This is a genomic window from Amycolatopsis dendrobii (genome assembly GCF_014145675.1).
GTDB classification, from domain to species: Bacteria; Actinomycetota; Actinomycetes; order Mycobacteriales; family Pseudonocardiaceae; genus Amycolatopsis; species Amycolatopsis dendrobii.
In genome coordinates, this window is the sequence record NZ_JACGZW010000010.1 from 192654 (window position 1) to 214908 (window position 22255).

The 22255-nt window shown below is 70.5% G+C and carries 22 protein-coding genes; 10 read left to right on the forward strand and 12 right to left on the reverse strand.

The annotated features are described in order from the left end of the window. The first annotated feature begins 23 nt into the window (after nucleotides 1–23). Genes H4281_RS29140 through H4281_RS29150 form a run of 3 tightly spaced genes read left to right on the forward strand, consistent with a single transcriptional unit; the run spans nucleotide 24 to nucleotide 3936 of the window. Nucleotides 24–2153 carry a hydantoinase/oxoprolinase family protein gene (locus H4281_RS29140; protein ID WP_182894098.1) on the forward strand — a complete coding sequence of 710 codons (2130 nt, stop codon included), beginning with the start codon at nucleotides 24–26 and terminating at the stop codon, nucleotides 2151–2153. Beyond that, nucleotides 2150–2662, forward strand: coding sequence for a hypothetical protein (locus H4281_RS29145; RefSeq protein WP_182894099.1), 513 nt, complete (start codon nucleotides 2150–2152; stop codon nucleotides 2660–2662). The genes H4281_RS29140 and H4281_RS29145 overlap by 4 nt, the downstream gene beginning before the upstream one ends. A 2-nt stretch (nucleotides 2663–2664) precedes the next feature. After that, nucleotides 2665–3936, forward strand: a complete 1272-nt coding sequence (locus H4281_RS29150) for a TRAP transporter large permease (RefSeq protein ID WP_182894100.1) — start codon at nucleotides 2665–2667, stop codon at nucleotides 3934–3936. A gap of 1 nt (nucleotide 3937) precedes the next feature. On the opposite strand, the gene H4281_RS29155 is transcribed toward H4281_RS29150, so the two are convergent. Then, nucleotides 3938–4702 (reverse strand): SDR family oxidoreductase, encoded by a 765-nt coding sequence (locus tag H4281_RS29155; protein WP_182894101.1) that lies wholly within the window; start codon nucleotides 4700–4702, stop codon nucleotides 3938–3940. A 101-nt stretch (nucleotides 4703–4803) separates the two neighbouring features. On the opposite strand from H4281_RS29155, the gene H4281_RS29160 reads away from it, so the two are divergent. Continuing rightward, nucleotides 4804–5643, forward strand: a complete 840-nt coding sequence (locus tag H4281_RS29160; RefSeq protein WP_182894102.1) for a helix-turn-helix transcriptional regulator — start codon at nucleotides 4804–4806, stop codon at nucleotides 5641–5643. 55 nt (nucleotides 5644–5698) lie between these two features. Here H4281_RS29160 and H4281_RS29165 read toward each other — a convergent pair whose 3' ends face one another. After that, nucleotides 5699–6076 carry a winged helix-turn-helix transcriptional regulator gene (locus H4281_RS29165; protein ID WP_182894103.1) on the reverse strand — a complete coding sequence of 126 codons (378 nt, stop codon included), beginning with the start codon at nucleotides 6074–6076 and terminating at the stop codon, nucleotides 5699–5701. A gap of 89 nt (nucleotides 6077–6165) precedes the next feature. Between H4281_RS29165 and H4281_RS29170 the strand changes: the two genes are divergently transcribed. Continuing rightward, nucleotides 6166–7008 carry an NAD(P)H-binding protein gene (locus tag H4281_RS29170; RefSeq protein ID WP_182894104.1) on the forward strand — a complete coding sequence of 281 codons (843 nt, stop codon included), beginning with the start codon at nucleotides 6166–6168 and terminating at the stop codon, nucleotides 7006–7008. Here H4281_RS29170 and H4281_RS29175 read toward each other — a convergent pair whose 3' ends face one another. The 5 genes from H4281_RS29175 to H4281_RS29195 form a co-directional block, all read right to left on the reverse strand. After that, nucleotides 7009–7557: a phosphoribosyltransferase family protein gene (locus H4281_RS29175; RefSeq protein ID WP_246412395.1), complete on the reverse strand. Its 549-nt coding sequence runs from the start codon at nucleotides 7555–7557 to the stop codon at nucleotides 7009–7011. Nucleotides 7558–7597: 40 nt separating this feature from the next. Then, a complete protein-coding gene (locus H4281_RS29180; RefSeq protein ID WP_182894105.1) occupies nucleotides 7598–8467 on the reverse strand; it encodes an SAM-dependent methyltransferase in 870 nt (289 codons plus the stop codon). Nucleotides 8468–8499: 32 nt separating this feature from the next. After that, the gene (locus tag H4281_RS29185; RefSeq protein WP_312872199.1) at nucleotides 8500–9378 is read right to left on the reverse strand and encodes a helix-turn-helix domain-containing protein; all 879 of its coding nucleotides are present in this window, start codon (nucleotides 9376–9378) and stop codon (nucleotides 8500–8502) included. Nucleotides 9379–9520: 142 nt separating this feature from the next. Next, on the reverse strand, nucleotides 9521–9784 hold the full coding sequence (locus H4281_RS45790; RefSeq protein ID WP_237600735.1) for a DUF397 domain-containing protein: 264 nt from the start codon (nucleotides 9782–9784) through the stop codon (nucleotides 9521–9523). Between the two features lie 975 nt (nucleotides 9785–10759). Further along, nucleotides 10760–11050, reverse strand: a complete 291-nt coding sequence (locus tag H4281_RS29195; protein ID WP_182894107.1) for a hypothetical protein — start codon at nucleotides 11048–11050, stop codon at nucleotides 10760–10762. Nucleotides 11051–11584: 534 nt separating this feature from the next. Here H4281_RS29195 and H4281_RS29200 point away from each other — a divergent pair. The 4 genes from H4281_RS29200 (at nucleotide 11585) to H4281_RS29215 (ending at nucleotide 14196) form a co-directional block, all read left to right on the forward strand. Then, complete coding sequence (locus H4281_RS29200; protein ID WP_182894108.1) at nucleotides 11585–12211, forward strand: maleylpyruvate isomerase family mycothiol-dependent enzyme; 627 nt, start codon at nucleotides 11585–11587, stop codon at nucleotides 12209–12211. Between the two features lie 578 nt (nucleotides 12212–12789). After that, the gene (locus H4281_RS29205; protein ID WP_182894109.1) at nucleotides 12790–13020 is read left to right on the forward strand and encodes an HC3 family zinc finger protein; all 231 of its coding nucleotides are present in this window, start codon (nucleotides 12790–12792) and stop codon (nucleotides 13018–13020) included. 43 nt (nucleotides 13021–13063) lie between these two features. Beyond that, nucleotides 13064–13537 carry a hypothetical protein gene (locus tag H4281_RS29210; RefSeq protein ID WP_246412396.1) on the forward strand — a complete coding sequence of 158 codons (474 nt, stop codon included), beginning with the start codon at nucleotides 13064–13066 and terminating at the stop codon, nucleotides 13535–13537. Between the two features lie 173 nt (nucleotides 13538–13710). After that, nucleotides 13711–14196 carry a DUF2127 domain-containing protein gene (locus tag H4281_RS29215; RefSeq protein ID WP_182894110.1) on the forward strand — a complete coding sequence of 162 codons (486 nt, stop codon included), beginning with the start codon at nucleotides 13711–13713 and terminating at the stop codon, nucleotides 14194–14196. Between the two features lie 6 nt (nucleotides 14197–14202). On the opposite strand, the gene H4281_RS29220 is transcribed toward H4281_RS29215, so the two are convergent. The 5 genes from H4281_RS29220 to H4281_RS29240 all read right to left on the reverse strand — a co-directional run bounded on the left by H4281_RS29220 (nucleotide 14203) and on the right by H4281_RS29240 (nucleotide 21552). Further along, a complete protein-coding gene (locus H4281_RS29220; RefSeq protein ID WP_182894111.1) occupies nucleotides 14203–14904 on the reverse strand; it encodes a PP2C family protein-serine/threonine phosphatase in 702 nt (233 codons plus the stop codon). Between the two features lie 78 nt (nucleotides 14905–14982). Continuing rightward, entirely contained in the window at nucleotides 14983–16812 is a 1830-nt protein-coding gene (locus H4281_RS29225; RefSeq protein WP_182894112.1) for an ArnT family glycosyltransferase, read from the reverse strand. After that, a complete protein-coding gene (locus tag H4281_RS29230) occupies nucleotides 16809–18074 on the reverse strand; it encodes a bifunctional glycosyltransferase family 2/GtrA family protein (protein ID WP_182894113.1) in 1266 nt (421 codons plus the stop codon). Before H4281_RS29230 ends, H4281_RS29225 begins: the two co-directional genes overlap by 4 nt. 103 nt (nucleotides 18075–18177) lie before the next feature. Continuing rightward, complete coding sequence (locus H4281_RS29235; protein WP_182894114.1) at nucleotides 18178–19989, reverse strand: glycosyltransferase family 39 protein; 1812 nt, start codon at nucleotides 19987–19989, stop codon at nucleotides 18178–18180. A 39-nt stretch (nucleotides 19990–20028) separates the two neighbouring features. Further along, a complete protein-coding gene (locus H4281_RS29240) occupies nucleotides 20029–21552 on the reverse strand; it encodes a sensor histidine kinase (protein ID WP_182894115.1) in 1524 nt (507 codons plus the stop codon). A gap of 177 nt (nucleotides 21553–21729) precedes the next feature. On the opposite strand from H4281_RS29240, the gene H4281_RS29245 reads away from it, so the two are divergent. Then, on the forward strand, nucleotides 21730–22254 hold the full coding sequence (locus tag H4281_RS29245) for a hypothetical protein (protein WP_182894116.1): 525 nt from the start codon (nucleotides 21730–21732) through the stop codon (nucleotides 22252–22254). The last annotated feature ends 1 nt before the right edge of the window (nucleotide 22255 follow it).

Genomic DNA, 22255 nt, shown 5'->3' on the forward strand with positions numbered 1-22255 from the left:
GATTCCCCCAGGAGGTGCGGACAATGGCGTTCCATCCCGGTCCCGTGCGCGTCGGCATCGACGTCGGCGGCACGTTCACCGACGCTGTGGCCGTCGACGCGCGGACGTTCGAACTGCTCGGCCAAGTGAAAGTGCCGACCAGCCACGACCACGAAGACGGGGTCGCCCACGGCATCCTCGAAGCGCTGGAGAAACTGCAGGCGGAAGTCGGCGGTGAAGTGTCGTTCCTCGCGCACGGCACCACTCAGGCGACGAACGCGTTGCTGGAAGGCGACGTGGCGACGGTCGGCATCGCGGGCATCGGCACCGGCTTCGACGCGTTCGCCACCCGGCGGCTCTCCGCGCTCGGCAAGACGGAACTGGCTCCCGGCCGCCGGATGCCGGTCCGGTTCGCGCCGGTCACCGATCTCGCAGCGGCCGGAGACGCGGTCGACGACCTGGCCAAACAGGGCGCCGAGGTGATCGTCGCCGTCGAACCGTTCAGCGTGGACGATCCCGAGGGCGAGCGGGCGGTGACCGCCGCGGCGAGGGAACGCGGCGTTCTCGCGACGGCGACGCACGAGATCACCGGCCTGTACGGGCTGACCAAACGGGCGCGGACGGCGGTGCTGAACGCCGGGATCATGCCGCGGATGGTGTCGACGGCGGATCTGGTCGAAGCCAGTGTGGAGCGCGCTGGCATCACCGCGCCGCTGATGGTCGTGCGCGGCGACGGCGGGGTGATGTCGTTGCCGGAGATGCGGCGCCGTCCGTTGCTGACCGCGTTGTCCGGACCGGCCGCGGGCGTGGCGGGTGCGTTGATGGGGGAGAAGCTCAGCGAGGGCGTTTTCCTGGAAACCGGCGGGACTTCCACGGACATCAGCGTGATCCGGCGCGGCCGGGTTCAGGTCCGGCACGCACATCTCGGCGGGCACGAGACGTACCTGCCCGCGCTTGACGTGCGCACCGTCGGCGTCGGCGGCGGTTCGCTGATCCGGTTCTCCGGTCGCGCGGTGACCGAGGTCGGGCCGCGCAGCGCGCACATCGCTGGTTTGCCGTACGCGTGTTTCGAGCCTGCTTCCGCGCTCGCCGGGGCCAAGCTGGTCACGGTCTCGCCGAGGCCGGACGACCCGGCGGATTACGTCGCGCTGGAGCTGTCCGGCGGTCGTCGTTGCGCGCTCACCCTCACCTGCGCGGCGAACGCGCTCGGCGTGGTTCCGGATGACGCTTACGCGCACGCGGAAGGCGAATCGGCGCGGTTGGCATTGGAGCCGCTTGCCGCGGCGATGGGCGCGACCGTCGACGAGGCCGCGCGAGCCGTGCTGGAACAGGCGGTCAAACCCGTCCGCGCGGTCGTGGACGGGCTGATCGCCGAGTACCGGCTGGAGCGGCCGACGCTGGTCGGCGGAGGTGGCGGGGCCGCGTCGGTCACGCCGTTCCTCGGCGAAAAGTCCTTGCGCGACTGGCGGATCGCCGCGCACGCGGAGGTCATCAGCCCGCTCGGCGCGGCGCTCGCGCTGGTGCGGGAATCGGTCGAACGGATCGTGCCGAGTCCGTCCAATGCGGACATTCTCGCCGTGCGCACGGAGGCGGAGTCCGCGGTCGTGGCCCAGGGGGCGGATCCGGCGGGCGTCGAGGTGGACGTGACGGTGGATCCGCGGCGCAATCTGGTGCGCGCGGTGGCCACCGGGGCGACCGAGCTGCGCACCAAGGACCGATCCTCCACTGTGGACGACCTGGCGATCCGGGCAGCGGTCGCGCGCAGCATCGGCGTCCGGCCAGGCGAGGTGCGCGAGCTGGACGGGACGGCGCAGCACCGGGTCTTCGGCGCGAAAGCGCGGCGCACGGGATTCCTCGGCCGGTTCGCGAAACCGGTCGAGCAGGTGCGCGTGGTCGACGGCGAGGGCGTGATCCGCCTGCACAGCACCGGTTCCATTGTGGAGCACACCGACGCCGGTTCCGCGCCGGCGCGCCTGGCGACGCTGGCCGACCAGCACACCCGCTACGGCGACGGCGGTTCCCGGGCACCGGCGGTATGGCTGCTGGCCGGGCCGAAAATCGCCGACCTGTCCGGCGTGCTCGACCGGGACCAGCTGGTCGCGCTGGCCGGAGCCGAGGTCAAGACCCGCGCGGCGGACGAACCGGTCGTGCTGATCCTGGAGGACCGCCGGTGACCACCGACCTGGACCTGGCTGTCGGCCTGCTGCGCGCGACGCCCACCCACGAGAACCGCAGCGAGGAACAGCTCCGCGAATGGGCCGCGATCGCCCTGGCGTACGGCGACGAACTGGCCGCCGAACCCGACGAGGACGTGCCCGTCGTGGAGCGCGAGGGCGGCGTCGGTCGCGGAGAGATCCTGGTCGCCGAACACCGCGGCGGCACCGTCACGGTGTACCCGGATTCCTTGACCCGCCTGGCAAAACTCGCTGCGGAGCACGGCTTCCAAGCCTCCCGGGAGGCGTTGCGGACGGCGGCCATCGCCCACGAAAAAGCGCACTACCGCATCGACGTCCGCGAGCTGAACCGGCGACTCGGCCACACCGCGCTTCGGCTCGGCCCGTTCCGCGTGCGCGGGCACGTCGCCGGGGCCGAGGAGATCGTCGCGCACCGCTTCGCACACCACCGCAGCGGCCTGGGCGTCAGCCCGCTGCTGCTCACCACCGCGCTCGCCGGAGGGAACTGACCATGGGTATCGCGATTCTGGTCCTGATGGCGGTCGGCGTGGTGCTGATGCTGACCCGCGTGCTGCCGACGGCGTTCGCACTGGTGTTCCTGGCGGTCGGCATCTCGTTGCTCGCCGGGGCGCCGCTGGCCGAGGGGAAGAACAGCATCCTCGCCGGCGTCCTGCAAACCGGAGCCGCCGCCCTGGCGTCCACGATGATCGCCGTGCTGCTCGGGTCCTGGCTCGGCACGCTGATGGACGAAACCGGCATCGCGGGCACGCTGGTGCGCAAGATCGTCGAGTTCGGCGGGGAACGGCCGGCCGCGGTGGCACTCGGCGTGTTCGCGGTGTCGATCCTGTGCGGCAGCATCACCGGTTCGGCTCCTGCGGCGATGCTGGCCGGGGTGGTCGGCATCCCGGCGATGATCGCGGTCGGCGTGCGCCCGGTCGCCGCGGGCGGCACGGTCCTGATGGGCATCTCCGCGGGCTCGCCGCTGGAACTCCCGGTGTGGCAGTTCCTCTCCGACGCGCTGGGCGCCCCGGTCTCCGACGTCAAGTCCATCATGATCAAGCTGTTCCCGATGGCGCTGGTGGTCGGCATCGCCTACGTCCTCGTCCAGACCCGCCGCGGCGCGCGGCACGCGTGGGCGGTGAAGCTCGACCGGCCCAAGGCGCGCGTCCGTCGCGGCGACGCACCCTGGTATGCGCTCCTCACGCCGTTGCTGCCGATCGTGCTCGCGCTCGGCTTCGCGGTGCCGATCGTGCCGTCGCTGCTGGCCGGAGTGCTGTACGGGCTGGTCACCACCACGAAATGGGGCGAACTGAACGGCCGCGCGCTGCGTTCGCTGTACAAGGCGTTCGACGTGGCCGCTCCGCCGATCGCGCTGTTCGTCGCGATCGGCATGCTGCTCGCCGCGGTGAAACTGCCCGGCGCCAAGAACGCGCTGACGCCGATCGTGTCGGCGATCAGCCCGTCCGGCGCGGTCTGGTTCGTGGTGGTCTTCGTGCTGCTCGTGCCGCTGTGCCTGTTTCGCGGGCCGCTCAACGTGTTCGGCCTCGGCGCGGGCGTCGCCGGGGTGCTGGTGACCGGCGGCATCTACCCGCTGCCCGCGGTGGTCGGGCTGATGGCCTCGTACAACCAGGTGTTCGGCGTCTCCGACCCGACCAGCACCCAGACGGTGTGGGCGGCGCAGTACTCCGGCGTGCGGCCGGAGCGGGCGATGGCCTCGACGCTGCCCTACACCTGGGTGGTCGCGCTCGGCGGCATGGTGCTCACCGCCATGCTGTATCTCTGACTCACTTCCCGTGCGGGTCCGCGGCGTTGAGCATCGCCACCACCTGGCGGTAGTCGCCGCGGGCCTCGCCGTAGCGGAGGAATTTGACGTTCTCGACCTGGATCTCGGTCGCGTCCGGCTGCGTTTCGAGCAGCGTCATGACCTCGCTGACGAATGCGTCCAGCGGCATCGCGAACTCGCTCTCCTCCTGTCCGGGCAGGAGCGCGGTGCGCACGGACGGCGGCTCCAGTTCGACGACCTTCACCGAGGTGTCGGCCAGTTGCAGCCGCAGTGATTCGCTGAGCATGTGGATCGCGGCCTTGGACGCGTTGTAGCTCGGCGTGGCTTTCAGCGGCGCGAAGGCGAGACCGGACGACACGGTGAGGATGGTCGCGTCCGGGCGGGTTTGCAGGTGCTCGACGAACGCGGCGATGAGCCGGATCGGGCCGAGGACGTTGGTGGCCAGCGTCGCTTCCGCACTATCCAAAAAGGACTCCGGACGGTGCCAGTCCTCGACGCGCATGATGCCCGCCATCGGGACGAGCACGTTCAGCTCAGGATGCTTCGCGAGCACCTCCTTGGCCGCGGCTTCGATGCTCGCCGGATCGCTGGTGTCGATCTGGACGGTGTCGAGACCGGGGTTGTCGGCGGCGATCCGTGCGAGCAGTTCGGTGCGCCGTCCGCCGACGATGACGGTGTTGCCCTTCGCCTGCAGTTCACGGGCGAGAGCGAGGCCGATGCCGCTGGTCGAGCCGGGGATGAAGACGGTGTTTCCGGTGATGTTCATGCCACTGAGTTTCGGCCGGCCGGCGTCGCGGCGGCAGAGACCGCATATCGGGGGATCGGCGATCCCTGGCTGGCGCGCCGGCCCCGCCGGATACTGGACCCATGGATCGAGCTGAGCTGGCTGCCTTCCTCCGCAGCCGTCGCGAGGGATTGCGGCCCGAGGACGTCGGGCTGCCCGCCGGTGCGCGGCGGCGAGCGGCGGGGCTGCGGCGCGAGGAGGTCGCGGCGCTGGCGGCGATGTCCACCGACTACTACACGCGGCTGGAACAGCAACGCGGACCGCAGCCGAGCGAGCAGATGCTGGCGTCGCTGGCCAGGGCTTTGCGGCTCACCGACGACGAGCGCGACTACCTGTTCCACCTCGCCGGCCGCAACGCACCGTCACCGATCGTCGCGGCGACCCACGTCGCTCCGGCGTTGATGCGGGTCCTGGACCGGCTGTCGGACACGCCCGCGCTCATCCTGTCGAACCTCGGCGAAGTACTGGTGCAGAACCGGTTCGCGGACGCGTTGTACGGCGACCGATCGCAGTACACCGGACTGGCGCGCAGCGAGATCTACCGGTGGTTCACCAACCCGGACGAGCGGCTCGTCTATCCGGCGCACGACCGGGACCGGCAAAGCCGCGCATTGGTGGCGAACCTGCGGGTGGTGCACGGGTCGATGGGGCCGCGCTCGCGGGCGGGCGAACTGGTGCGCGCGCTGACCCGGGAGAGCCCGGAATTCGCGCGGCTGTGGGAAGAACGCCAAGTGGCCAAACGGTTCGAGGACCACAAGGTGCTCGTGCATCCCCAGCTCGGCGAGATCGAGGTGGACTGCCAGGTGCTGTTCACCGAGGACCAGTCGCAGGCGTTGCTCGTGCTGACCGCGCCGCCGCGCAGCGAGGCGTTCGAGAAGATCCAGCTGCTGGGCGTGCTGGGAAACGAGCAGTTCGCCGGGTAGCGGGGGTGTCGTGAGTGGTTATGCCGGTTAGAACCGGCGCCAGCACTCACGAGCTCTAACGCGGAAGCGGCCCGGTATACGCGTCGCGGGCCCTCTCGACGGCGGGCAGATGCTCGTCGGTCCACTCGGCGAGCGCGGCGAAGACCGGCGACAGGCTCCGGCCGAGTTCGGTGATCTCGTACTCGACGCGCGGCGGCACCTCGGCGTAGTAGCGCCGCTCCACCAAACCGTCGCGTTCGAGCTGCCGGAGCCGCTGGGTGAGGACCTTCCCGGTCGCGCCGAGCCGCCGCTCCAGCTCGACGAACCGCACCGGACCGGACTGGCTGAGCGTCCACAGGATCGGGGTCGTCCACCGGCTGAACAGCAGGTCGACGGCCGGGCTGATCCGGCACGCGGCGAGCGGATCGGCGCCGGTCCGCGCGGTGGTGGTCATGCGGCTCCAATACTTTCCCTGGGGAACCTACTGTACGGCGGCTTTTAGCCTCGCTGTGTCGCTTTCGACCCCTAGCTGAGGAGCAAGCCATGATCGTCGTCACTGGTGCCACGGGCAACGTCGGCCGCCTGCTGGTCGAGTCCCTGGCCGGAGCCGGGCACGCCGTGACCGCCGTTTCGCGCGGCGTGACGTCCCCGCCGCCTGCACGGCCCGGGGTGACCTCGATGGTCGCCGATCTGGCGGACGCGGGCAGCCTGGTCCCTGCGTTGAAGGGCGCGGACGCACTGTTTCTGCTGGTCTCCGGCGCGGGCGCGCACGTCGACGGGGAAGCTGTCCTGCGGGCGGCGGCCGAGGCTGGCGTCTCGCGGGTCGTCCTGCAGTCGTCGCAGGCCGCCGGAACTCGCCCGCACGCGGTTTCGCACGCGCCGCTCGCCGCGTTGGAAGAGACGGTGCGGTCGTCCGGTCTGGAGTGGACAGTCCTCCGTCCCGGCGGATTCACCACCAATACTTTCGCGTGGATCTCGACGATCCGGGCCCAGCGCAAGGTTTTCTCGCCGTTCGGCGACATCGCGCTCCCGGCGGTGGACCCGCTCGACATCGCCGAAGCCGCCGCGGCCGCGCTGACCGGGGACGGCCATGCCGGACAGACGTATGTCCTCACCGGACCGGAGGCGACGAGCCCACGGCAGCGTACGGAGATCCTCGGCGCGGCCCTTGGCGAGCCGCTGGAATTCGTCGAACTTGGCCGTGCACAGGCACGCGAGCAGATGGTGCAGCAGATGCCGGAACCGGTCGCCGACGGCACGCTCGACATCCTCGGCAAGCCGCTTGCGGAGGAGATCCGGAGCAGCCTCGACGTCGAGAAGGTGCTCGGCCGTCCGGCGACCTCGTTCGCTTCGTGGGTCGGCCGCAGCGTCGACGCGTTCCGGTGATCAGAAGTCGCGCGAGTGCAGGAGGGACCGCACGCGGAGCTGCCGTCGGGGCTCGTGGCGACGCAGCCCGTCGACAATCACCGCGACGCCGACCCACGTCGCTCCGGCGTCGGCGACCAGGGCTTGTGCGGCGAAGGCCTGGCCGCCGGTGTCGATCCAGTCGTCCACGAGCAGCGCGCGATCGCCCGCTTGCAGCAGGCGGCGGCTGAAGCCGAGCCGCAGGTGCCGGTCCTGGTAGTCCGGCGGCGAGGTGCGCTGGAGCCACCGGTCGGAATCGCAGGCCGGGTACCGGTTCTTGCGCACCTCGACGAAGCCCGCGCCGAGTTCCACCGCGACCAGCGGACCCAGCAGCGACCCGCGGGATTCGGGGCCCAGCACGACGTTCGGCCGTTCGCCGGCGAACAGCGCGGCGAGCGCGGGACCCAGTTCGCGCAGCAATTCGGGCGCACGCCACCATCCCGTCGGGTCGGGGTAGCGGTGGCGGTCCGGTCCGTCCCCGAGCAAGACGGTGGCCTCGCGGATCCGGTCCGCCACAGTGCTCGTGCGCATGCGTCGATGGTCGCAGCGGCGCGGACGCGGAGCGAGCGAATTACGGCTTCCGTGCCGCTCCGGCCAGGATCACCGAATGCGCGGGCGTCTGGAACTCCACCTGCGGCGCGCCCGCGCCGGACTCCTCCGGATGCCATGACGGCGTCCAGGTGAGCCCCGGTTCGAGCATCTCGAACGACCCGAACAGCGCCTGGATCTCCTCGCGCGAACGCCAGATCACCGGGCTGCTGGACCGGTCGTACAACTGCTTCAGCTCGACCAGCCCGGCGTCCACGTCGGAGGGAACGCCCTGGTCGGTGATGTGCGAGAGGGCGAGAAACGAGCCGGGGACGAGAAGATCGCGGTACTGCGCGACGATGGACGGCCCGAGGTCCTCGGTGCCGCCGCTGTCCTCGGCGGGCGGCTGCTGGACGTGCAGCACCGCGATCAGCAGCAGCGCGAGCGGCTTCTCGACGTCGATCACGCCGGTCGCCGCGATCTGGCCCCACAGCCGTTCCGGATCGCGCATGTCGGCGTGGATCACCGCGTGCCGGTCGAGGTCGCCCGCCTCGCGCAGCAGGGTTTCCGAATGCGCGACGGCGACCGGTTCGTAGTCGACGTAGCAGACGCGGCTCTCGCCCGGCGCGAGTTCGTCGGCGACCTGGTGCGCGTGGCCCATGGTCGGCACGCCGGAGCCGATGTCGACGAACTGCCGCACGCCCTTTTTCACCAGGTGGCGCACGAGCCGGTGCAGGAACAGCCGGTTGGCCTTCGCGATCGGGCGGATCAGCGGGAACTCGCGGATCACCTCGTCGGCGAACTCCCGGTCGATCGTCCAGTTCGTGGTGCCGCCGAGGTAGTAGTCGTACACCCGCGCGACGCTCGGGTGGTCGAGGTCGACCCCGGGAGGCGGGAAAGGTTCGTCGGCCACCGGTGGCTGTTCCTTTCGTGAGGGACTGCTGGTCAGCGGGCGGGCGTCGCGCAACGGCTCGCCCATTCCTTCAGGTATTGCAGGGACTGGTCGCGCGAGAGGGTCGCGGCGAGCTGGGCTTCCCACGACTCCTCGTAGGAGGCGAACTCGTCCTGGCCCCTCGGCACGGTGATGAGCTTGACTTTGCTTTCCTGGTAAGCGAAATCGGGCAGGTCGGGATGGCCGAAGCGGAGGATGGTGAAGTCCTCGTCCGGGTAGGCGGCCGCGTCGCGCGGGAGGATCCGGACCTCGGCGAAGGGATGCGTTTCGACGATCCGGATCATGTGCTCGAGCTGATCGGTGGCGATGCTGGCCTTGGTGCCGTAGACGAGCTTCTCGACGCAGCTGTACTCCAGCATGAAGACCGCCCGCGGACCCGGGCAGGCGTCGAAAAGCCGTTGCCGCGCCTTGCGTTCGGCGACCCGGTCGGTGACCCGCTCCTGGCGGCTGGCCTGGAACTGCGCGAGCATGTAATACTCCGATTGGAGCAGTCCCGGGATGCGATTCCCGGTCCAGCTCAGGATTTCCGCCGCCGCTTGCTCGCGTTCCAGGACCTCGCGGAACCACTGCGGCGTGATCATCCTCCGCTCGGCCCGGCGCGCGGAGGGATCGTTGGCCCGGTTGAGTTCCCGCAGCTGGTCGGCGTCCGCCGGCGGGATCTCCAGCACCTCGACGATCCGCTCGAGGTCCTCCGGCCGGGTGCCCGCCTTGCCGGATTCGATTTTCTGGATCTTGGGCTGTTTGCAGCCGATCCCGTCGGCGAGGTCGACCTGGGTCAGCCCGCGAGCGGTGCGCCACTTGAGGATCCGGGAGCCCAGCCGGGAACGCTGGGTCCGCAGGGACGGCGGCGGTTGCCGGATCGGGGAGGTCACCAGGGGCTCCGTCATTTCGTCCAGGGGCCGATGTGAGAACCTCCGATGATAATGCGCCGACCCGGCGGGCAATACTCCGGGTCGGCGCCTTTTTCGCAAGGTGCACGGCGTTTTCGGCAGGTGCTGCGGTTGTCGTGCCTGGTCAGCCGTCGAATTCCCCGCGCCGCACGGCCTCGGTGAACCGTGCCCACTCGCCCCGGTCGAAGACCAGGACGGGGGAGTCGCCGATCTTGCTGTCCCGCACCCCGACCAGTCCGTCCCCGGCCAGGTTGACCTCGACGCAGTTGCCGGAATTCGGCCCGCAGGCGGAGGGTTTCCGCCAGGCGCCGTCCGGGAACCCCGCCGCCGGCCCGGCCGCCGGGACGTGGTTCGGGTGCTGCTGCTCGTGCGGGTCGTAGGCGTCCACTGCAACCCCTCGTTTTCTCGTTTTCGGTGAGTGAATGGAATATTCCGCGAAGTACGGAATGTGTTCGGAATATTCCTGAGGGTAGTGGGCTGGTGGATCAATGGCGCTGCAGGTCGGGGATTTCACCTGAATGGACACTTCTCATGCATTGGGTGGTGCTTTCGCACGTGCAATTTCGAAGTGGCGATGTGGATTCCGTTGTCGCGGTGGGGTGATGGTGCTTTTTTCGTGGTTTTTAGGGTGTGGGACGGGTTGGGGTGTCTGCAATTGATAACACCTGGCGGGCGGTTGAGCGGCTGAGCTGTTCGGTGCAGTGCGGCTTGCGCCGCTTCGGGATGCGGTTGCCTGGGTGCGAAGGGGCGGTCTGCGGGACGAGGGCGGGCCGGGTCGCGGCTCGGCGACTGCGCACTGCGGTTGCTGGCTGAGCCTGTGCTGGTTGAGCCTGCCGGTTGCCGGTCGCGGCTGAGGGTTGCGGATCCGGGTTGGCGGGGCGACTGTCTCCCCAGCCCAGCCCAGCCCAGCCCAGCCCAGCCCAGCCCAGCCCAGCCCAGCCCAGCCCAGCCCAGCCCAGCCCAGCCCAGCCCAGCCCAGCCCAGCCCAGCCCAGCCCAGCCCAGCCCAGCCCAGCGGGCCGGTTCTCGCGAGCCGCACGAGCGCGGTCAGAGAGGCGAGGTTGGCCGCGCCGTGCCGAGGGGCCGAGCCACGCCAACCAGGCGGAGTCGGCCGAGAGCGGGGCTGGAGCCGAACCGCCGGAAGGCGAAGTCGCGTCGAGCCGGGGCGCGAATCAAACTCGCGCAACCCGATGCGGCAGGGCTCCCCGGCCTCCCCGCCCTGCCGTCGCCAGCACTCGGCACGGCCCCGAAGCCAATCCAGAACGGCAACCTCGTCTCCCGGTGCCCGGCCCTGCCCGGCCGGGCACCGGGAGCGCAGAACGCGGGCGGCCGTGAGCCGCCGCCGGCGTCCGCTTCGAGGGTGGTCAGGCGTCCCGGTTCGCGGAGTGCTGCTTGCGCAGCACGGCGCCGGTGACGTGTACGAGGGCGACTCCGCCCGCGGTGGCCAGGCCGGCCAGGACGCCGGCGGTCGCGAAGACGATCGCGGTCGCGCCGGCGAGCAGGATCAGCAGGAGCGCGATCAGCTGCCACGGCCGGGTCCCGCCGTCCGGCTGCCGCGCGGCCAGTTCGACCGCCGTCCGCGCGGTCTTCCACGACGGATAGGCCGGTCTGGTGCTCGGCCGCGGCGAGGGTGCGACCGGCGCCGGCTGGGGCATGCCCGGCTCGTGAAACGTCACTGTCACCCGGCCGGGGCGTTGACTCACGGCGACGGCATACGGTCTGTCGTCGCCAATGTCCGTTTTTTCTGTCCGACGGTATGCCTGGCCTGCATTTTCCGCGCCAGGAACGGTCATTGCGCATCCTTTCTTGTCCGCCGGAAAAGTGCCGGAACACAGTTCCCAGCCCGCCCCCGAGGGGAACTGGTTCCGGCGGCCGCGGCGGGCGTCCGGGGAATGGAATATTCCACCCTCTTAACCCCTCCTGCCTGCGGCAACGCCATCTTTGCATGCCCGCTGCCGATCGCGCTAACCCGGGGCGGAAAATTCTTCGCCGAAGCCGTCCGTCCGGGTGTTTCCGGAACGGGTATTCGCGATCTGCCGGACTATTCCCGGCGTTATCCATCCGCGTATATTCGACCCGATCGGATGAATGTGGGGAGAGGTCCACTTTGGGGTTCCCCGCCCTGATCAACCCGGCGAACGCGACGGGTGCGCTGCTACGGTGAGTGTCCGCCGCGGACGGGGGAGGGCATGGACGTACGGACACTGGCTCGCGAGGAACGCGCCGACTTCGCGGACTTCCTGGAGACGCTCACGCCAGAGCAGTGGGACCAGCCGACGCTGTGCACCGGCTGGAACGTTCGTTCGGTCGTCGCCCACGTCGTGAGCTACGACGAACTGAGCGGGTGCCAGCTGGCGCGACGGCTGGCCCGGGCGAGGCTCTCGCTGAGCCGGGCCAACGAAATCGGGCTCGCCGAATACCGCGTGCGCGCGCCGGAGGAGCTGATCGGCGTCCTGCGCCGGCACCCGCAGCCGGGCCGGATCCTGGGCAAGTTCGGCGGGATGGTCGGATTTCTCGACGGCCTGATCCATCACCAGGACATCCGCCGCCCGCTCGGGCTGCCGAGGACGATCCCGGCGGCGCGGTTGCGCCGGGCGCTGGAACTGTCGCTGCGCGCTCCGCCGATCGGGGTGTCCCGGCGGCTGACCGGTCTGCGCGCGGTCGCGACCGACCTGGACTGGACGTCCGGCAACGGCATCGAGGTCCGCGGCCCGGCGGAGGCCCTGCTGCTCGCTTTGGCGGGCCGTCGCGCGGCGGCGGACGATCTGACCGGCCCCGGCCTCGACGTGCTGATCAGCCGCACCACCGTGGCGTGACCCGGCCGGGCGCTGGGCAAAGGCTCCGGGCGCCACGCCGCATGGACCGCGAGGCTGCTCCCGGCATGCCGACCGGCTGCACCGCGGCCCTCGCTTTGCCGCCCGTCCTGCACGGCGCAGCCGTGGCTTCCGGCAGTCCTGATCGACCCCACCGTCGTGGCGTGCTCAAGCCTGTGCGCAGGCGATTCGCGCCACTGCCGGGTGACAACCCTCGCGCGGGGGTTGCGTATGCGCTTGGCGACAGCAGTCATTGCGGCGACCGCACTCCGGAAAGCGAGGTGATGCCCGCGCGGACGCTCGCCGCCTTCCCCCTCGCGGCACCCGTGGCTGCTGCCGCGCCTCGCATCGCTGAGGCAGCACGGGCGCCGTAACGCTCGCGGCGGCGTCCGCCCTCCGGGGGTGTCACCATCTGGTGACAGCTAACCCGGCGGTAACCCGCGCACGGTCCCCGGCACGCGCGGAAAGTCCTTGTGGCTGCGGCGAAATCCCGGTTCCGATGATCACCCGGAACGGGGGCTTGCGTTACGCGGCGGCGACATCCGAAATGGGACTCCAAGCACCACAAGGGGAGGAGTCCGGTGTTCAGATGGCAGCAGGCGGAAGGGAAACGGCACGCACTGGACGGGCCGTTCGCTCCGCGACCCGGGGAAACGTTCACCGCGCTGTGCGGAGCCGAAGTCACGGTCGCCCGCAGGGACGTGCCGCAGCTCGGCGGCCATTGGTTCGATCCGACGTGTTCTGACTGCGCGGACGAATGGCTCCGTCAGGACGGACAGGCCCGCTCGAACGAAGAACGGTGCCCGGCGTGAACAGTGCGGAGGGGCGAATCCCGGCACCTGCTGGGGACAGCGCATGACCGGGCACTGGAGCAGATTGCCCGAGCAGCGCACCTCGGCAGTCGGGCTCACCGGCCCCGAGCTGGTGACCTGGATTCGCGACCTGCAAGCCACCCTGGCACTGGATCTCGCCTTCCTGACCCGTGCGCTCGACGAGCGATACCCGCGCCCGGACGCGGTGCGGGATCTCGGCGAGCGCCTGCTCGACCTCGGGCGGGCGTTGATCCGGCGGGCCGATCACCTGAACGAGATCGTCCTGGCGAGCCTGCCCGCGCACGGCTGGCTGCCGCAGGCGGGCGCGCCGGACAACGCGGCGCGGCTCGCGCATCAAGTCGGGCGCCGTCCGCTGCGTTGCGGGCCGGTGTATCTCGGATTGTGCGGTGCCGCGTGTTATCCGGTGTTCGGGCAGGATCCGCACAATCACACGAAACGGTACGCGCGCTGTACGGAATGCCAGAGCAAGGGCGGTGCGGCAATGCTTCGCGAGTGAAAGGAACGCGACCGGGCCGCGAGGCGCGGGAACCGGAGCACTGGACGGGGATCGGAGCCACAGCGTGCGCGAACCGGCACGCGGCCACGTCACAGCCCACGCAAACCGGATCACCCGTCCGAAACCCGGCTGCCAGCCCAGCAACCCCGGGGCTTTTCCGGTTTCCTGTACCGATGAGCGAGGAGACCTCCACCCGTTCCACCGAGCGGCTGTTCAAGATCGCGATCACGCTGAAGGGCCTCGACGGAGCCCTTCAGCTGATCGGAGCGCTGATCCTGGCGTTCATCCCCGCGACGGTGGTCACCGGGTTCGTCAACGCGGTCATCACCCGCGACCTGCTTGGCGACCCCTCCGGCACGCTCGCGCGGCATCTGGAAACCGCCGCCGAGCATTTCGCCGGAGGGGGCACCAAGACGTTCGCTGTCGGGTACCTGCTGGCGCACGGGCTGCTCAAGCTCGGCCTCGTGTGGGCGCTCGCGCGCAAGTGGGTTCGCGCGTATCCGGTCGCGATGGTCGTGCTCGCGGCGTTCGTCGTGTACGAGATCTACCGCGCCTTCGAAACGCACTCCATCGCGCTGCCGTTCTTCGCCGCACTCGACGTGGTGATCATCGTGCTCGTCTATCGCGAGTACCGGAACCTCAAACGCGAGCGCGCCTGACCTCACTCAGGCGGCAGCCGGAAACCTCTCCGTGACCAGCGCGGCCACGTCCGGAGCTTCCACGAACAGCGCCGTCGCGTTGTCGCGGCCGCCCAGGGCGATGGCGGTGGCGACCAGTGCTGAGGCGCCGCGGGCCGGGTCGGCGAGGATTTCGTCGATGGTGGCGGGCGTCAGGACCTTGTGCACGCCGTCGCTGGTGAGCAGGAGGCCGCCGCTCGGGGTTTCCGTCGTGCCGATCTCCTCGGGCCTCGTCGTGCGGACGCTCGTGGTGACCAGGTGCTCCATCCGCGGCGAGTACGGCTGGTGCCGCGAGCGGAAGTACTCCGCCATCGTGTGGTCCCGCGTCAGTTTGTGGATCATCGACCCGTCCCACGAGTACGCTCGCGCGTCGCCGACCCAGGCGATCCGGTATCCGCCGGCGAAGGGCATCGCCACCACGAGCACCGCGTCTCCGGTGCCGCCCAGCCGGTGGACTGCTTGCTGGGCGGCCAGAATCGCCTTGACCGGGCCGGATTCGACGGGCGTGCGCGCGGCGGCCGCGGCGGCGACCTGTGCGGCTCGCCCGGCGCCGGGGTCGTCCCCGACGCCGTCGGCGAGTGCGAAGGTGATTCCGCGCGCCCCGGCGGCCGCGTAGGCGCTCACCGCGTCGGCGTTGCGCTCGCGCGGTCCCTGCTCGCTCGCGGTGTGCCAGCGTGGGTATGCGGCCATCGTGACCTCCGGACGTTCGCGGCGGATGACTCTCCGTGCTTTCCAGAATGCGCCTCGTTCCTGGGAGGAGGCTGAGGATCACCGGGTGAGCTGGTAGACAGTTTCGCCGCCGACCGCGGTCGCGGCGAAGTTCGCGGCCACCCACTCGGAGATGTCGCTCGACCCGCCGCCGGGACCGCCGCCCCGGCCGCCGTCCACGTAGTACGCCACTTCGCCCGCGGCGACGTACTGCTTGAACTCCTCCAGTGTCGGGGCCGGATCGCTGCCGTCCCATCCGCCGATGGCGATCACCGACTTGCCGCTCGCCAGCTCCAGGCTCGCCGCGGACTGCGATCCGGTCGTCGCGGCGGCCCACTTCGTCGTCGTGCCGCCCAAAAGCTGAGCGACGGAGCCGCTGGTCTCGTCCATCATGCCCCCGAAACCACCCATGCCGCTGCTGCGCGGACCCGAAGTCGGGATAGAACCGCTGTGCGGCAGGGAAACCGTCTCCACCGCGTACCCAGTGGTGCCGACTCCGAGCGTCAGGACGATCGCCGCCGCCAGGCCGGTCAAGACGGTCCGCGCCCGCGGCACCCCGACCACCACAATGGTGCTCACGAGCAACCCCAGCACCACGATCGCCCAGCGCAGCAGGGGGAACCAGTCCGGCGTCCGGTCGAGCAGGATGAAGTCCCACACCGCGGTCGCCGCGATCATCCCGCCCAGCACCATTCGCGGCGCGGTGTGCGCCCGGCCGCGCCACAGCGCGTGCCCGGAAATCGCGACCAGCGCGGCGACCGCGGGCGCGAGCTGCACCGCGTAGTACGGGTGCACGGTGCCGCTCATGAAGCTGAACACCAGCCCGGTCACGAGCAGCCAGCCGCCCCAGACGACGAGCGACGCCCGGGTCCGGTCCGTGCGCGCGGCCCGCCGGGTGAACCACAGCCCGGCCACCAGGCCGATCAGCGCGGCGGGCAGCAGCCACGAGACCTCGGTGCCGAAGCTCGCGCCGAACATCCGCCCGAGACCGGAGCTGCCGCCGAACGCGGTGTTCCCGCCGCCGCCAAAACCGCCGCCCATCCCGCCGCCGTTGCCTTGTCCGCCGAAGATCCGCCCGAGCCCGTTGTAGCCGAGAGCCAGCTCCAGCAGGCTGTTCCCGGTCGACCCGCCGATGTACGGCCGCGAAGCTGAAGGCCAGAGCTCCACCAACGCGACGAACCAGCCCGCCGACACGATCACCGCGACCCCGGCGTAAACCAAGTGCAGCAAGCGTTTCCCGAGCCCGGTCGGCGCGGCGATCAGATAAGCCAGCGCGAACGCGGGCACCACGAGGAACGCCTGCATCATTTTCGTCAGGAACCCGAAACCGATTGCCACGCCAGCGAAAACAAGCCATCGAGGGCTGGCTTTCTCAACCGCCCGCACCGTGCAGTACGCACCGGCGATCAGCAGCAGTGTGAGCAGCGCGTCCGGGTTGTTGAAGCGGAACATCAGTGCGGCCACTGGCGTCAGCGCGAGCATCGCACCGGCCAGCAACCCGGGCAGCGGTCCGGAAACCCGGCGAACAGTCAGGTACAGCAGCCCGACCGAGCCGACGCCCATCAGCGCCTGCGGAGCGAGCACGGTGAAGCTGGAGAACCCGAAGACCCGCGCGAAAGCCGTCCCCACCCACAGTGCGGCAGGCGGTTTGTCGACAGTGATCACGTTTCCGGCGTCCAGCGAGCCGAACAGCCACGCCTTCAGGCTCTGTGTGCCCGATTGCACGGCCGCGGCGTAGAACGAGTTCCCGAACCCGGAAGCGGTGAGGTCCCAGAAGTACAGGACAGCGGTGAGCACCAGGAGACCGGACACCGCCGGACGGATCCAGCGAGGTTTCGCGCGATCCGGCGCGTCCGGGGCGGCGGGCCGGGCGGACAGGACAGTGCTCAAGACGACTCCTCGGTAGCGGTACGGCGCGGATTGAAGACCCATCCCCGCAGCAGCAGGAACCGCAGCACCGTGGCGGCGAGGTTCGCCAGCACGAGCACGGTCGTCTCCAGGACGAGCCCGGGATGGGTGGCGTGGTTGAGCAAAGCGAGCGAACCGCTGGTCAGCGCCAGTCCGAGGCCGAACACGATCAGTCCCTCGAACTGGTGCCGTCCGGCTCCCGCCCGCCCTCGGACGCCGAACGTCACCCGCCGGTTCACGGCGGTGTTCGCGATCGCGGTGACGAGCAGCGCGGCGAAGTTGGCCGCTTGCGCGCCGACCATGGTCCGCAGCAGCAGGAAGAGCAGCAGGTACGCGACGGTGCTGGCGACGCCGACCGCGGCGAACCGGACGAGTTGTTTGACCAGGCTCGGGGACACTCCGGGGGCCTCCACGCCGATCGGTTCGCGGCCGAGCTGTTCGCGCAGCCGGTGCACGGGGATCTCGCCGGTGAGGGTCGCGCGGGTGACCCGGACGATGCCTTTGAGGTCGGCGGTGGCGGTCGCGACCAGGTCGACCGACGAGTCCGGGTCGTCGACCCAGTCCACCGGCACCTCGTGGATCCGCAGCCCGGCGCGCTGGGCGAGCACGAGCAGTTCGGTGTCGAAGAACCAGCCGGTGTCGCGCACGTGGGGGAGCAGCGCGCGGGCGACGTCGGCGCGGATCGCCTTGAACCCGCATTGCGCGTCGGAGAATCTCGCGGCGAGCGTGCCGCGGAGGATCAGGTTGTAGCAGCGGGAGATGAACTCGCGTTTCGGCCCGCGGACCACCCGGGCGCCGCGGGCGAGGCGGCTGCCGATCGCGACGTCCGAGTGGCCGGACAGCAGCGGCGCGACGAGCGGGTCCAGCGCGGCGAGGTCGGTGGACAGGTCCACGTCCATGTAGGCCAGCACGGCGGCGTCCGAGGCGGACCAGACGGCCTGCAGCGCGCGGCCGCGGCCCTTCTCGTCCAGGTGGCGCACCTCGACCTCGGGGAACTCGCGAGCCAGTTCTTCGGCCACGGCAAGGGTCTTGTCGGTGCTCGCGTTGTCCGCGACGGTGATCCGGTACGGGTAGCCGGCGCGTTCGGCGAGGTGCGCCCGCAGTCTGCGGATGCACGGTTCGAGGTCGGCTTCCTCGTTGTAGACCGGGATGACGACGTCGAGCACGGGATGCGGGCCGCCGAGGCCGACCGGAGTCGTCCCGGGCCGCGGGGCGCCGCTGCGGGAGGGGGCGGTGGCGTTCATGCGTTCACCGTCGTCCGCCGGGCTTTGGCCACGTTGTGGTGTTCCTGTGCCTGCGCTGTGCGACGTACGCCCGCTCGGGTGATCTTGGCCGCACGGCATGGAATCAGGCAGTCAGGTCATAGACGGTGACACCGTCCACTGTGGTCATTTGGCAGTTCTCGGCCACCCACTGGACGATCCGGGCGGCGGCGTCGCTGCCGCTGCTGGAGCCGCGCATGGTCATGCCGTCGCCGAGGAAGTAGCGGATCTGTCCTTCCCGGACGTACTGCTCGAACTGCGCGAGCGTCGGATACGGGTCGGTGCCGTTGAATCCGCCCACGGCGAGCACCGGTTTGCCGCTGGCGAGCTGGTAACCGGCGGCGTTGTTGGACCCGACGGTCGCCGCGGCCCACCGGTGGTCGCCGGAATTCCGCAGCAAAGCCGTCAGGTTCGCTCCGGGCATTGTGGTGCCGAGCAATCCGCCGCCCCCGAACATTTGTCGCGTGTTCGGTCCGGCGGACGGAATCGCGCCGCTGTGCGGAGTCGCCGCGGTGGCGAGGCTGTACGCGCCGGTTCCGGTGAGCAGCACGACCAGTCCCAGCACAGCGGCGATCCGGCCGAAATGCTGAACGAAAAACAGTGCGATAGCCGCCAAAAGCCCGAGAATGAGCACGGTCGGCGCGAGCCACGGTTGCCAGGAACTGTCCAGCAGCAGGTAACTCGTCACCGTCGTCAGCGCGACACCGCCGCTCAAAAGCCCGACAGCGGCCGGATTGCCGCGGATCCGCCACAACTGGACGGCAGCGGTCCCGACGAGCGCGGCGATCGCCGGGGCGAGTGCGACGGTGTAGTACGGGTGGATGATCCCGCCCATGAAGCTGAACACCGCGGCGGTCACGACGAGCCAGCCGCCCCAGAGCAGCAGCGAAGCGCGACTGCGGTCGGTGCGTGGCGCGTAGCGGGTGAACCAGAGGCCAGCGCCGAGCCCGAGCGCCGCCGCGGGCAGCAGCCATGCGATACCGCCAGCCATTTCACTGCCGAACAACCGGAACAGCCCGGTGCTGCCCCAACCTCCGCCCGGACTTCCGCCGACGCTGCCGGTCTCGTCGCCGGTGATGCGGCCGAAACCGTTGTAGCCCAGGGTGAGTTCGAGCAGGCTGTTGGTCTGCGACCCGCCGATGTACGGCCGGTCCGCAGCAGGCCACAACGCCACGACGGCGAGATACCAGCCTGCCGAAACCACGACCGCGCCCAGTCCGGCGAGCAAATGCAGCAGACGCTTGCCGAGGGTGGCCGGGGCGGCGACGAGGTACGCGAGGGCGAAAGCGGGCAGGACGAGGAACGCTTGCAGCATCTTGGCGAGGAAGCCGAATCCGATTGCCACCCCAGCGAAAACGAGCCAGCGGGGGCTGGCCTTCTCGATCGCTCGCACTGTGCAGTAAGCAGCGGCGATCAGCAACAGCACCAGCAGCGCGTCCGGGTTGTTGAAGCGGAAGATCAGTGCTGCCGCGGGGGTGAGCGTGAGCACCGCGCCAGCGAGCAATCCCGCAGCCGCGCCGGAAGTGCGCCGGACAGTCGCGTAGAGCAGCCACGTGGAGCCGACACCCGTCAACGCTTGCGGCACCAGGATGCTCCACGCGTTCACGCCGAACAGCCGCGCGGACAGGCTCATCGCCCAGAGCGCGGCTGGCGTCTTGTCCACGGTGATGCCGTTGGCGGCGTCGGTGGAGCCGAAGAACAACGCCTTCCAGCTCTGCGATCCGGCTTGCGCGGCGGCGGAGTAGAACGCGTTGGCCCAGCCGGAAGCGCTGAGCTCCCACAGGTACAGCGCGGCCGTGGCGGCGAGCAGCAGCACGAGGGCCGGGCGCACCCACCTCGGTTCGGCGCGCTGCGCCGGCGCGGCGGGAACGGCTGGATGGGTCGCGACTGCGGTCATGCGGTCAGCCTCGTGGGGGCACCTGGGCCCGGGATGTGCCTACCCTGTGTGCCCGCTGTGGGACTTGCGGTCATCCGCTCGCGGTGCCCGTTGAGCCGGTACCGCGATCGGCAGCCGCACGGCGAATTCCGTCTGGCCGGGGCGGCTGCGCATCGCGATGGCGCCGTGGTGCGCGGTCAGCACTGCGGACGCGATCGCCAAGCCGAGCCCAGTCGAACCGGCTGCCCGCGACCGTGACGAGTCCCCGCGAGCGAAGCGTTCGAACACCGCCGGCTGCAGTTCGGGCGGGATCCCCGGGCCGTTGTCGGTCACGGTGACCACGGCGCTTCCGTCCGCGGACCGGGAGAGGGCGGTGACGACCGTGGTGCCGGGCGGCGTGTGGACGCGCGCGTTCGCGAGCAAGTTCGCCAAAACTTGGTGCAGCCGTTGGACATCGCCCAGGACGAGGATTGGTTCGTCCGGCATCGCGAGCTGCCAGACGTGGTGCGGACCGGCCACGTGCGCGTCGCCGACCGCGTCCGCGACCAAGCGAGTCAGGTCGACTTCGGCGACGTCCAACGGGCGGCCCGCGTCCAGCCGGGCGAGCAGGAGGAGGTCTTCGACGAGCGCCGTCATGCGGTCTGCTTCGGACTCGATCCGGGTCATCGAGTGCGCGACGTCCGGTGGGGCGTGGCTGCCGGACCGTCCGGCGAGTTCGGCGTAACCGCGGATGGCGGCGAGCGGCGTGCGCAGTTCGTGGCTGGCGTCGGCGACGAACCGGCGGACGCGCAGTTCGCTCGCGTGCCGGGCTTCGAGGGCGGAGGAGATGTGGCCGAGCATGTGGTTCAGCGCCGCGCCGACCTGGCCGACTTCGGTGCGCGGGTCGGTGTCTTGGGCGGGGACGCGGACAGACAGGTCGACGTCGCCTCGGTCCAGGGGGAGTTCGGAGACTCGGGAGGCGGTTTCCGCGACGCGTTCCAGCGGGCGGAGGGTTCGGCGGACGGCGAAGGCGCCTAGGAAGGCTGCGCCGGTCACTCCGGCGGCGGCAACTCCGAAAAGGATCAGGCCGACGGTCAGCAACGTCTGCTGCATCGGTGCCAGCGGAACGCCGGTGATGACGACGCCGTCGGGGACCGGGAACGCGGTGAGGCGGTAGTCGCCGAGGTCGCCGATGGTTCGGGTGTACGGGCGGCCGTTGGTGGGGAGCTGTTGCAGCGCCGCCAGTTCGTCGGAGGTGAGGGTGACGCGCTGGCCGTGCGGGGAGAGCCAGCCGCCGCTGCCGTCCGTGCCGTCGGAGGAGAAGCGGGCGGTGACGGTGCCCGCGCCTTGGCCTGGGGCGTCCAGCGGGTTGCGTTCGCCGCCGCCGGGAGGGCCGGGGTGGGTGGCGAAATCGAGGGCGCGGGAGGCGGTGGCGGAGAGCTGGTTGTCGGTCTGCGAGAGCAGGAACGCGCGGAGGGCGAACTCGCTGATCACGCCGATCACCAAGCAGACAAGGGACAACAGGACGACGACGGACAGCGTGAGTTTCGCGCGCAGGGACCGGCGCCCGAAGCGGGCGGCGGCGGATCTCGTGCGCGAACTCATGCCCCGAGCGTGCGTTCGGACGGTGTGGGTGCGATGTGTGCTTCCTGTGAGCGTGCTGTGCGGTTGCGCCCGGTTCCGCCGATTCGCGAACACAGGAAGGACTTGTCCGGGGCACAGGACCGGCACAGCCGCCGTCCGCACGGTGGGGTCAGCAAGCTTCGAACCAAGGAGAACGCCATGACCGCGCCGCATCCCGCTCCGAACCCGCCCGCCGCCCCCGGACCGGCCTGGGGCGCCGCACCCGAACCCGGCCAGGCACGCAAGAAGCGGGCCAAGTGGATCGCCGGCGGGACCGCCGCGGTGCTCATCGCGGGCGGCGGCGGCGCGATCTGGGCGGCCACGTCGTCCTCGTCCTCGTCCTCGTCCACGGCCGCCGGACCCGCGGCTTCGGCGGGCGGCCCGGCCGGACAGGGCGGTCCCGGCGGCGGGCTCGGTTCCGTGCTGCACGGCGAATTCGCGACCAGCGCCGGCCCGAAGTTCACGCAGACCGGCGAGGTCACCGCGTTGAGCGCCACCTCGCTGACCGCGAAAAGCGCCGACGGCTTCACGAAGGTCTACGTCATCGACTCCGCGACAGCCACCGGCGTCAAGACCGGCGAGGACGTGACGATCGTCGCGACGGTGAACGGCGACACCGCGACCGCGACTTCCGTCACCGAGGCCGGAGCCCCGCCCGACGGCGCCGGGCCCGGCGCGGGCTGAC

What these genes read in the sequence shown, in the direction of transcription:
- H4281_RS29140 (WP_182894098.1), top strand. Translation starts at nt 24, where the DNA reads ATGGCGTTCCATCCCGGTCCCGTGCGCGTCGGCATCGACGTCGGCGGC.
- H4281_RS29150 (WP_182894100.1), top strand. Translation starts at nt 2,665, where the DNA reads ATGGGTATCGCGATTCTGGTCCTGATGGCGGTCGGCGTGGTGCTGATG.
- H4281_RS29155 (WP_182894101.1), bottom strand. Translation starts at nt 4,702, where the DNA reads ATGAACATCACCGGAAACACCGTCTTCATCCCCGGCTCGACCAGCGGC.
- H4281_RS29160 (WP_182894102.1), top strand. Translation starts at nt 4,804, where the DNA reads ATGGATCGAGCTGAGCTGGCTGCCTTCCTCCGCAGCCGTCGCGAGGGA.
- H4281_RS29165 (WP_182894103.1), bottom strand. Translation starts at nt 6,076, where the DNA reads ATGACCACCACCGCGCGGACCGGCGCCGATCCGCTCGCCGCGTGCCGG.
- H4281_RS29170 (WP_182894104.1), top strand. Translation starts at nt 6,166, where the DNA reads ATGATCGTCGTCACTGGTGCCACGGGCAACGTCGGCCGCCTGCTGGTC.
- H4281_RS29175 (WP_246412395.1), bottom strand. Translation starts at nt 7,557, where the DNA reads ATGCGCACGAGCACTGTGGCGGACCGGATCCGCGAGGCCACCGTCTTG.
- H4281_RS29195 (WP_182894107.1), bottom strand. Translation starts at nt 11,050, where the DNA reads ATGCCCCAGCCGGCGCCGGTCGCACCCTCGCCGCGGCCGAGCACCAGA.
- H4281_RS29200 (WP_182894108.1), top strand. Translation starts at nt 11,585, where the DNA reads ATGGACGTACGGACACTGGCTCGCGAGGAACGCGCCGACTTCGCGGAC.
- H4281_RS29210 (WP_246412396.1), top strand. Translation starts at nt 13,064, where the DNA reads ATGACCGGGCACTGGAGCAGATTGCCCGAGCAGCGCACCTCGGCAGTC.
- H4281_RS29215 (WP_182894110.1), top strand. Translation starts at nt 13,711, where the DNA reads ATGAGCGAGGAGACCTCCACCCGTTCCACCGAGCGGCTGTTCAAGATC.
- H4281_RS29220 (WP_182894111.1), bottom strand. Translation starts at nt 14,904, where the DNA reads ATGGCCGCATACCCACGCTGGCACACCGCGAGCGAGCAGGGACCGCGC.
- H4281_RS29230 (WP_182894113.1), bottom strand. Translation starts at nt 18,074, where the DNA reads ATGAACGCCACCGCCCCCTCCCGCAGCGGCGCCCCGCGGCCCGGGACG.
- H4281_RS29235 (WP_182894114.1), bottom strand. Translation starts at nt 19,989, where the DNA reads ATGACCGCAGTCGCGACCCATCCAGCCGTTCCCGCCGCGCCGGCGCAG.
- H4281_RS29240 (WP_182894115.1), bottom strand. Translation starts at nt 21,552, where the DNA reads ATGAGTTCGCGCACGAGATCCGCCGCCGCCCGCTTCGGGCGCCGGTCC.
- H4281_RS29245 (WP_182894116.1), top strand. Translation starts at nt 21,730, where the DNA reads ATGACCGCGCCGCATCCCGCTCCGAACCCGCCCGCCGCCCCCGGACCG.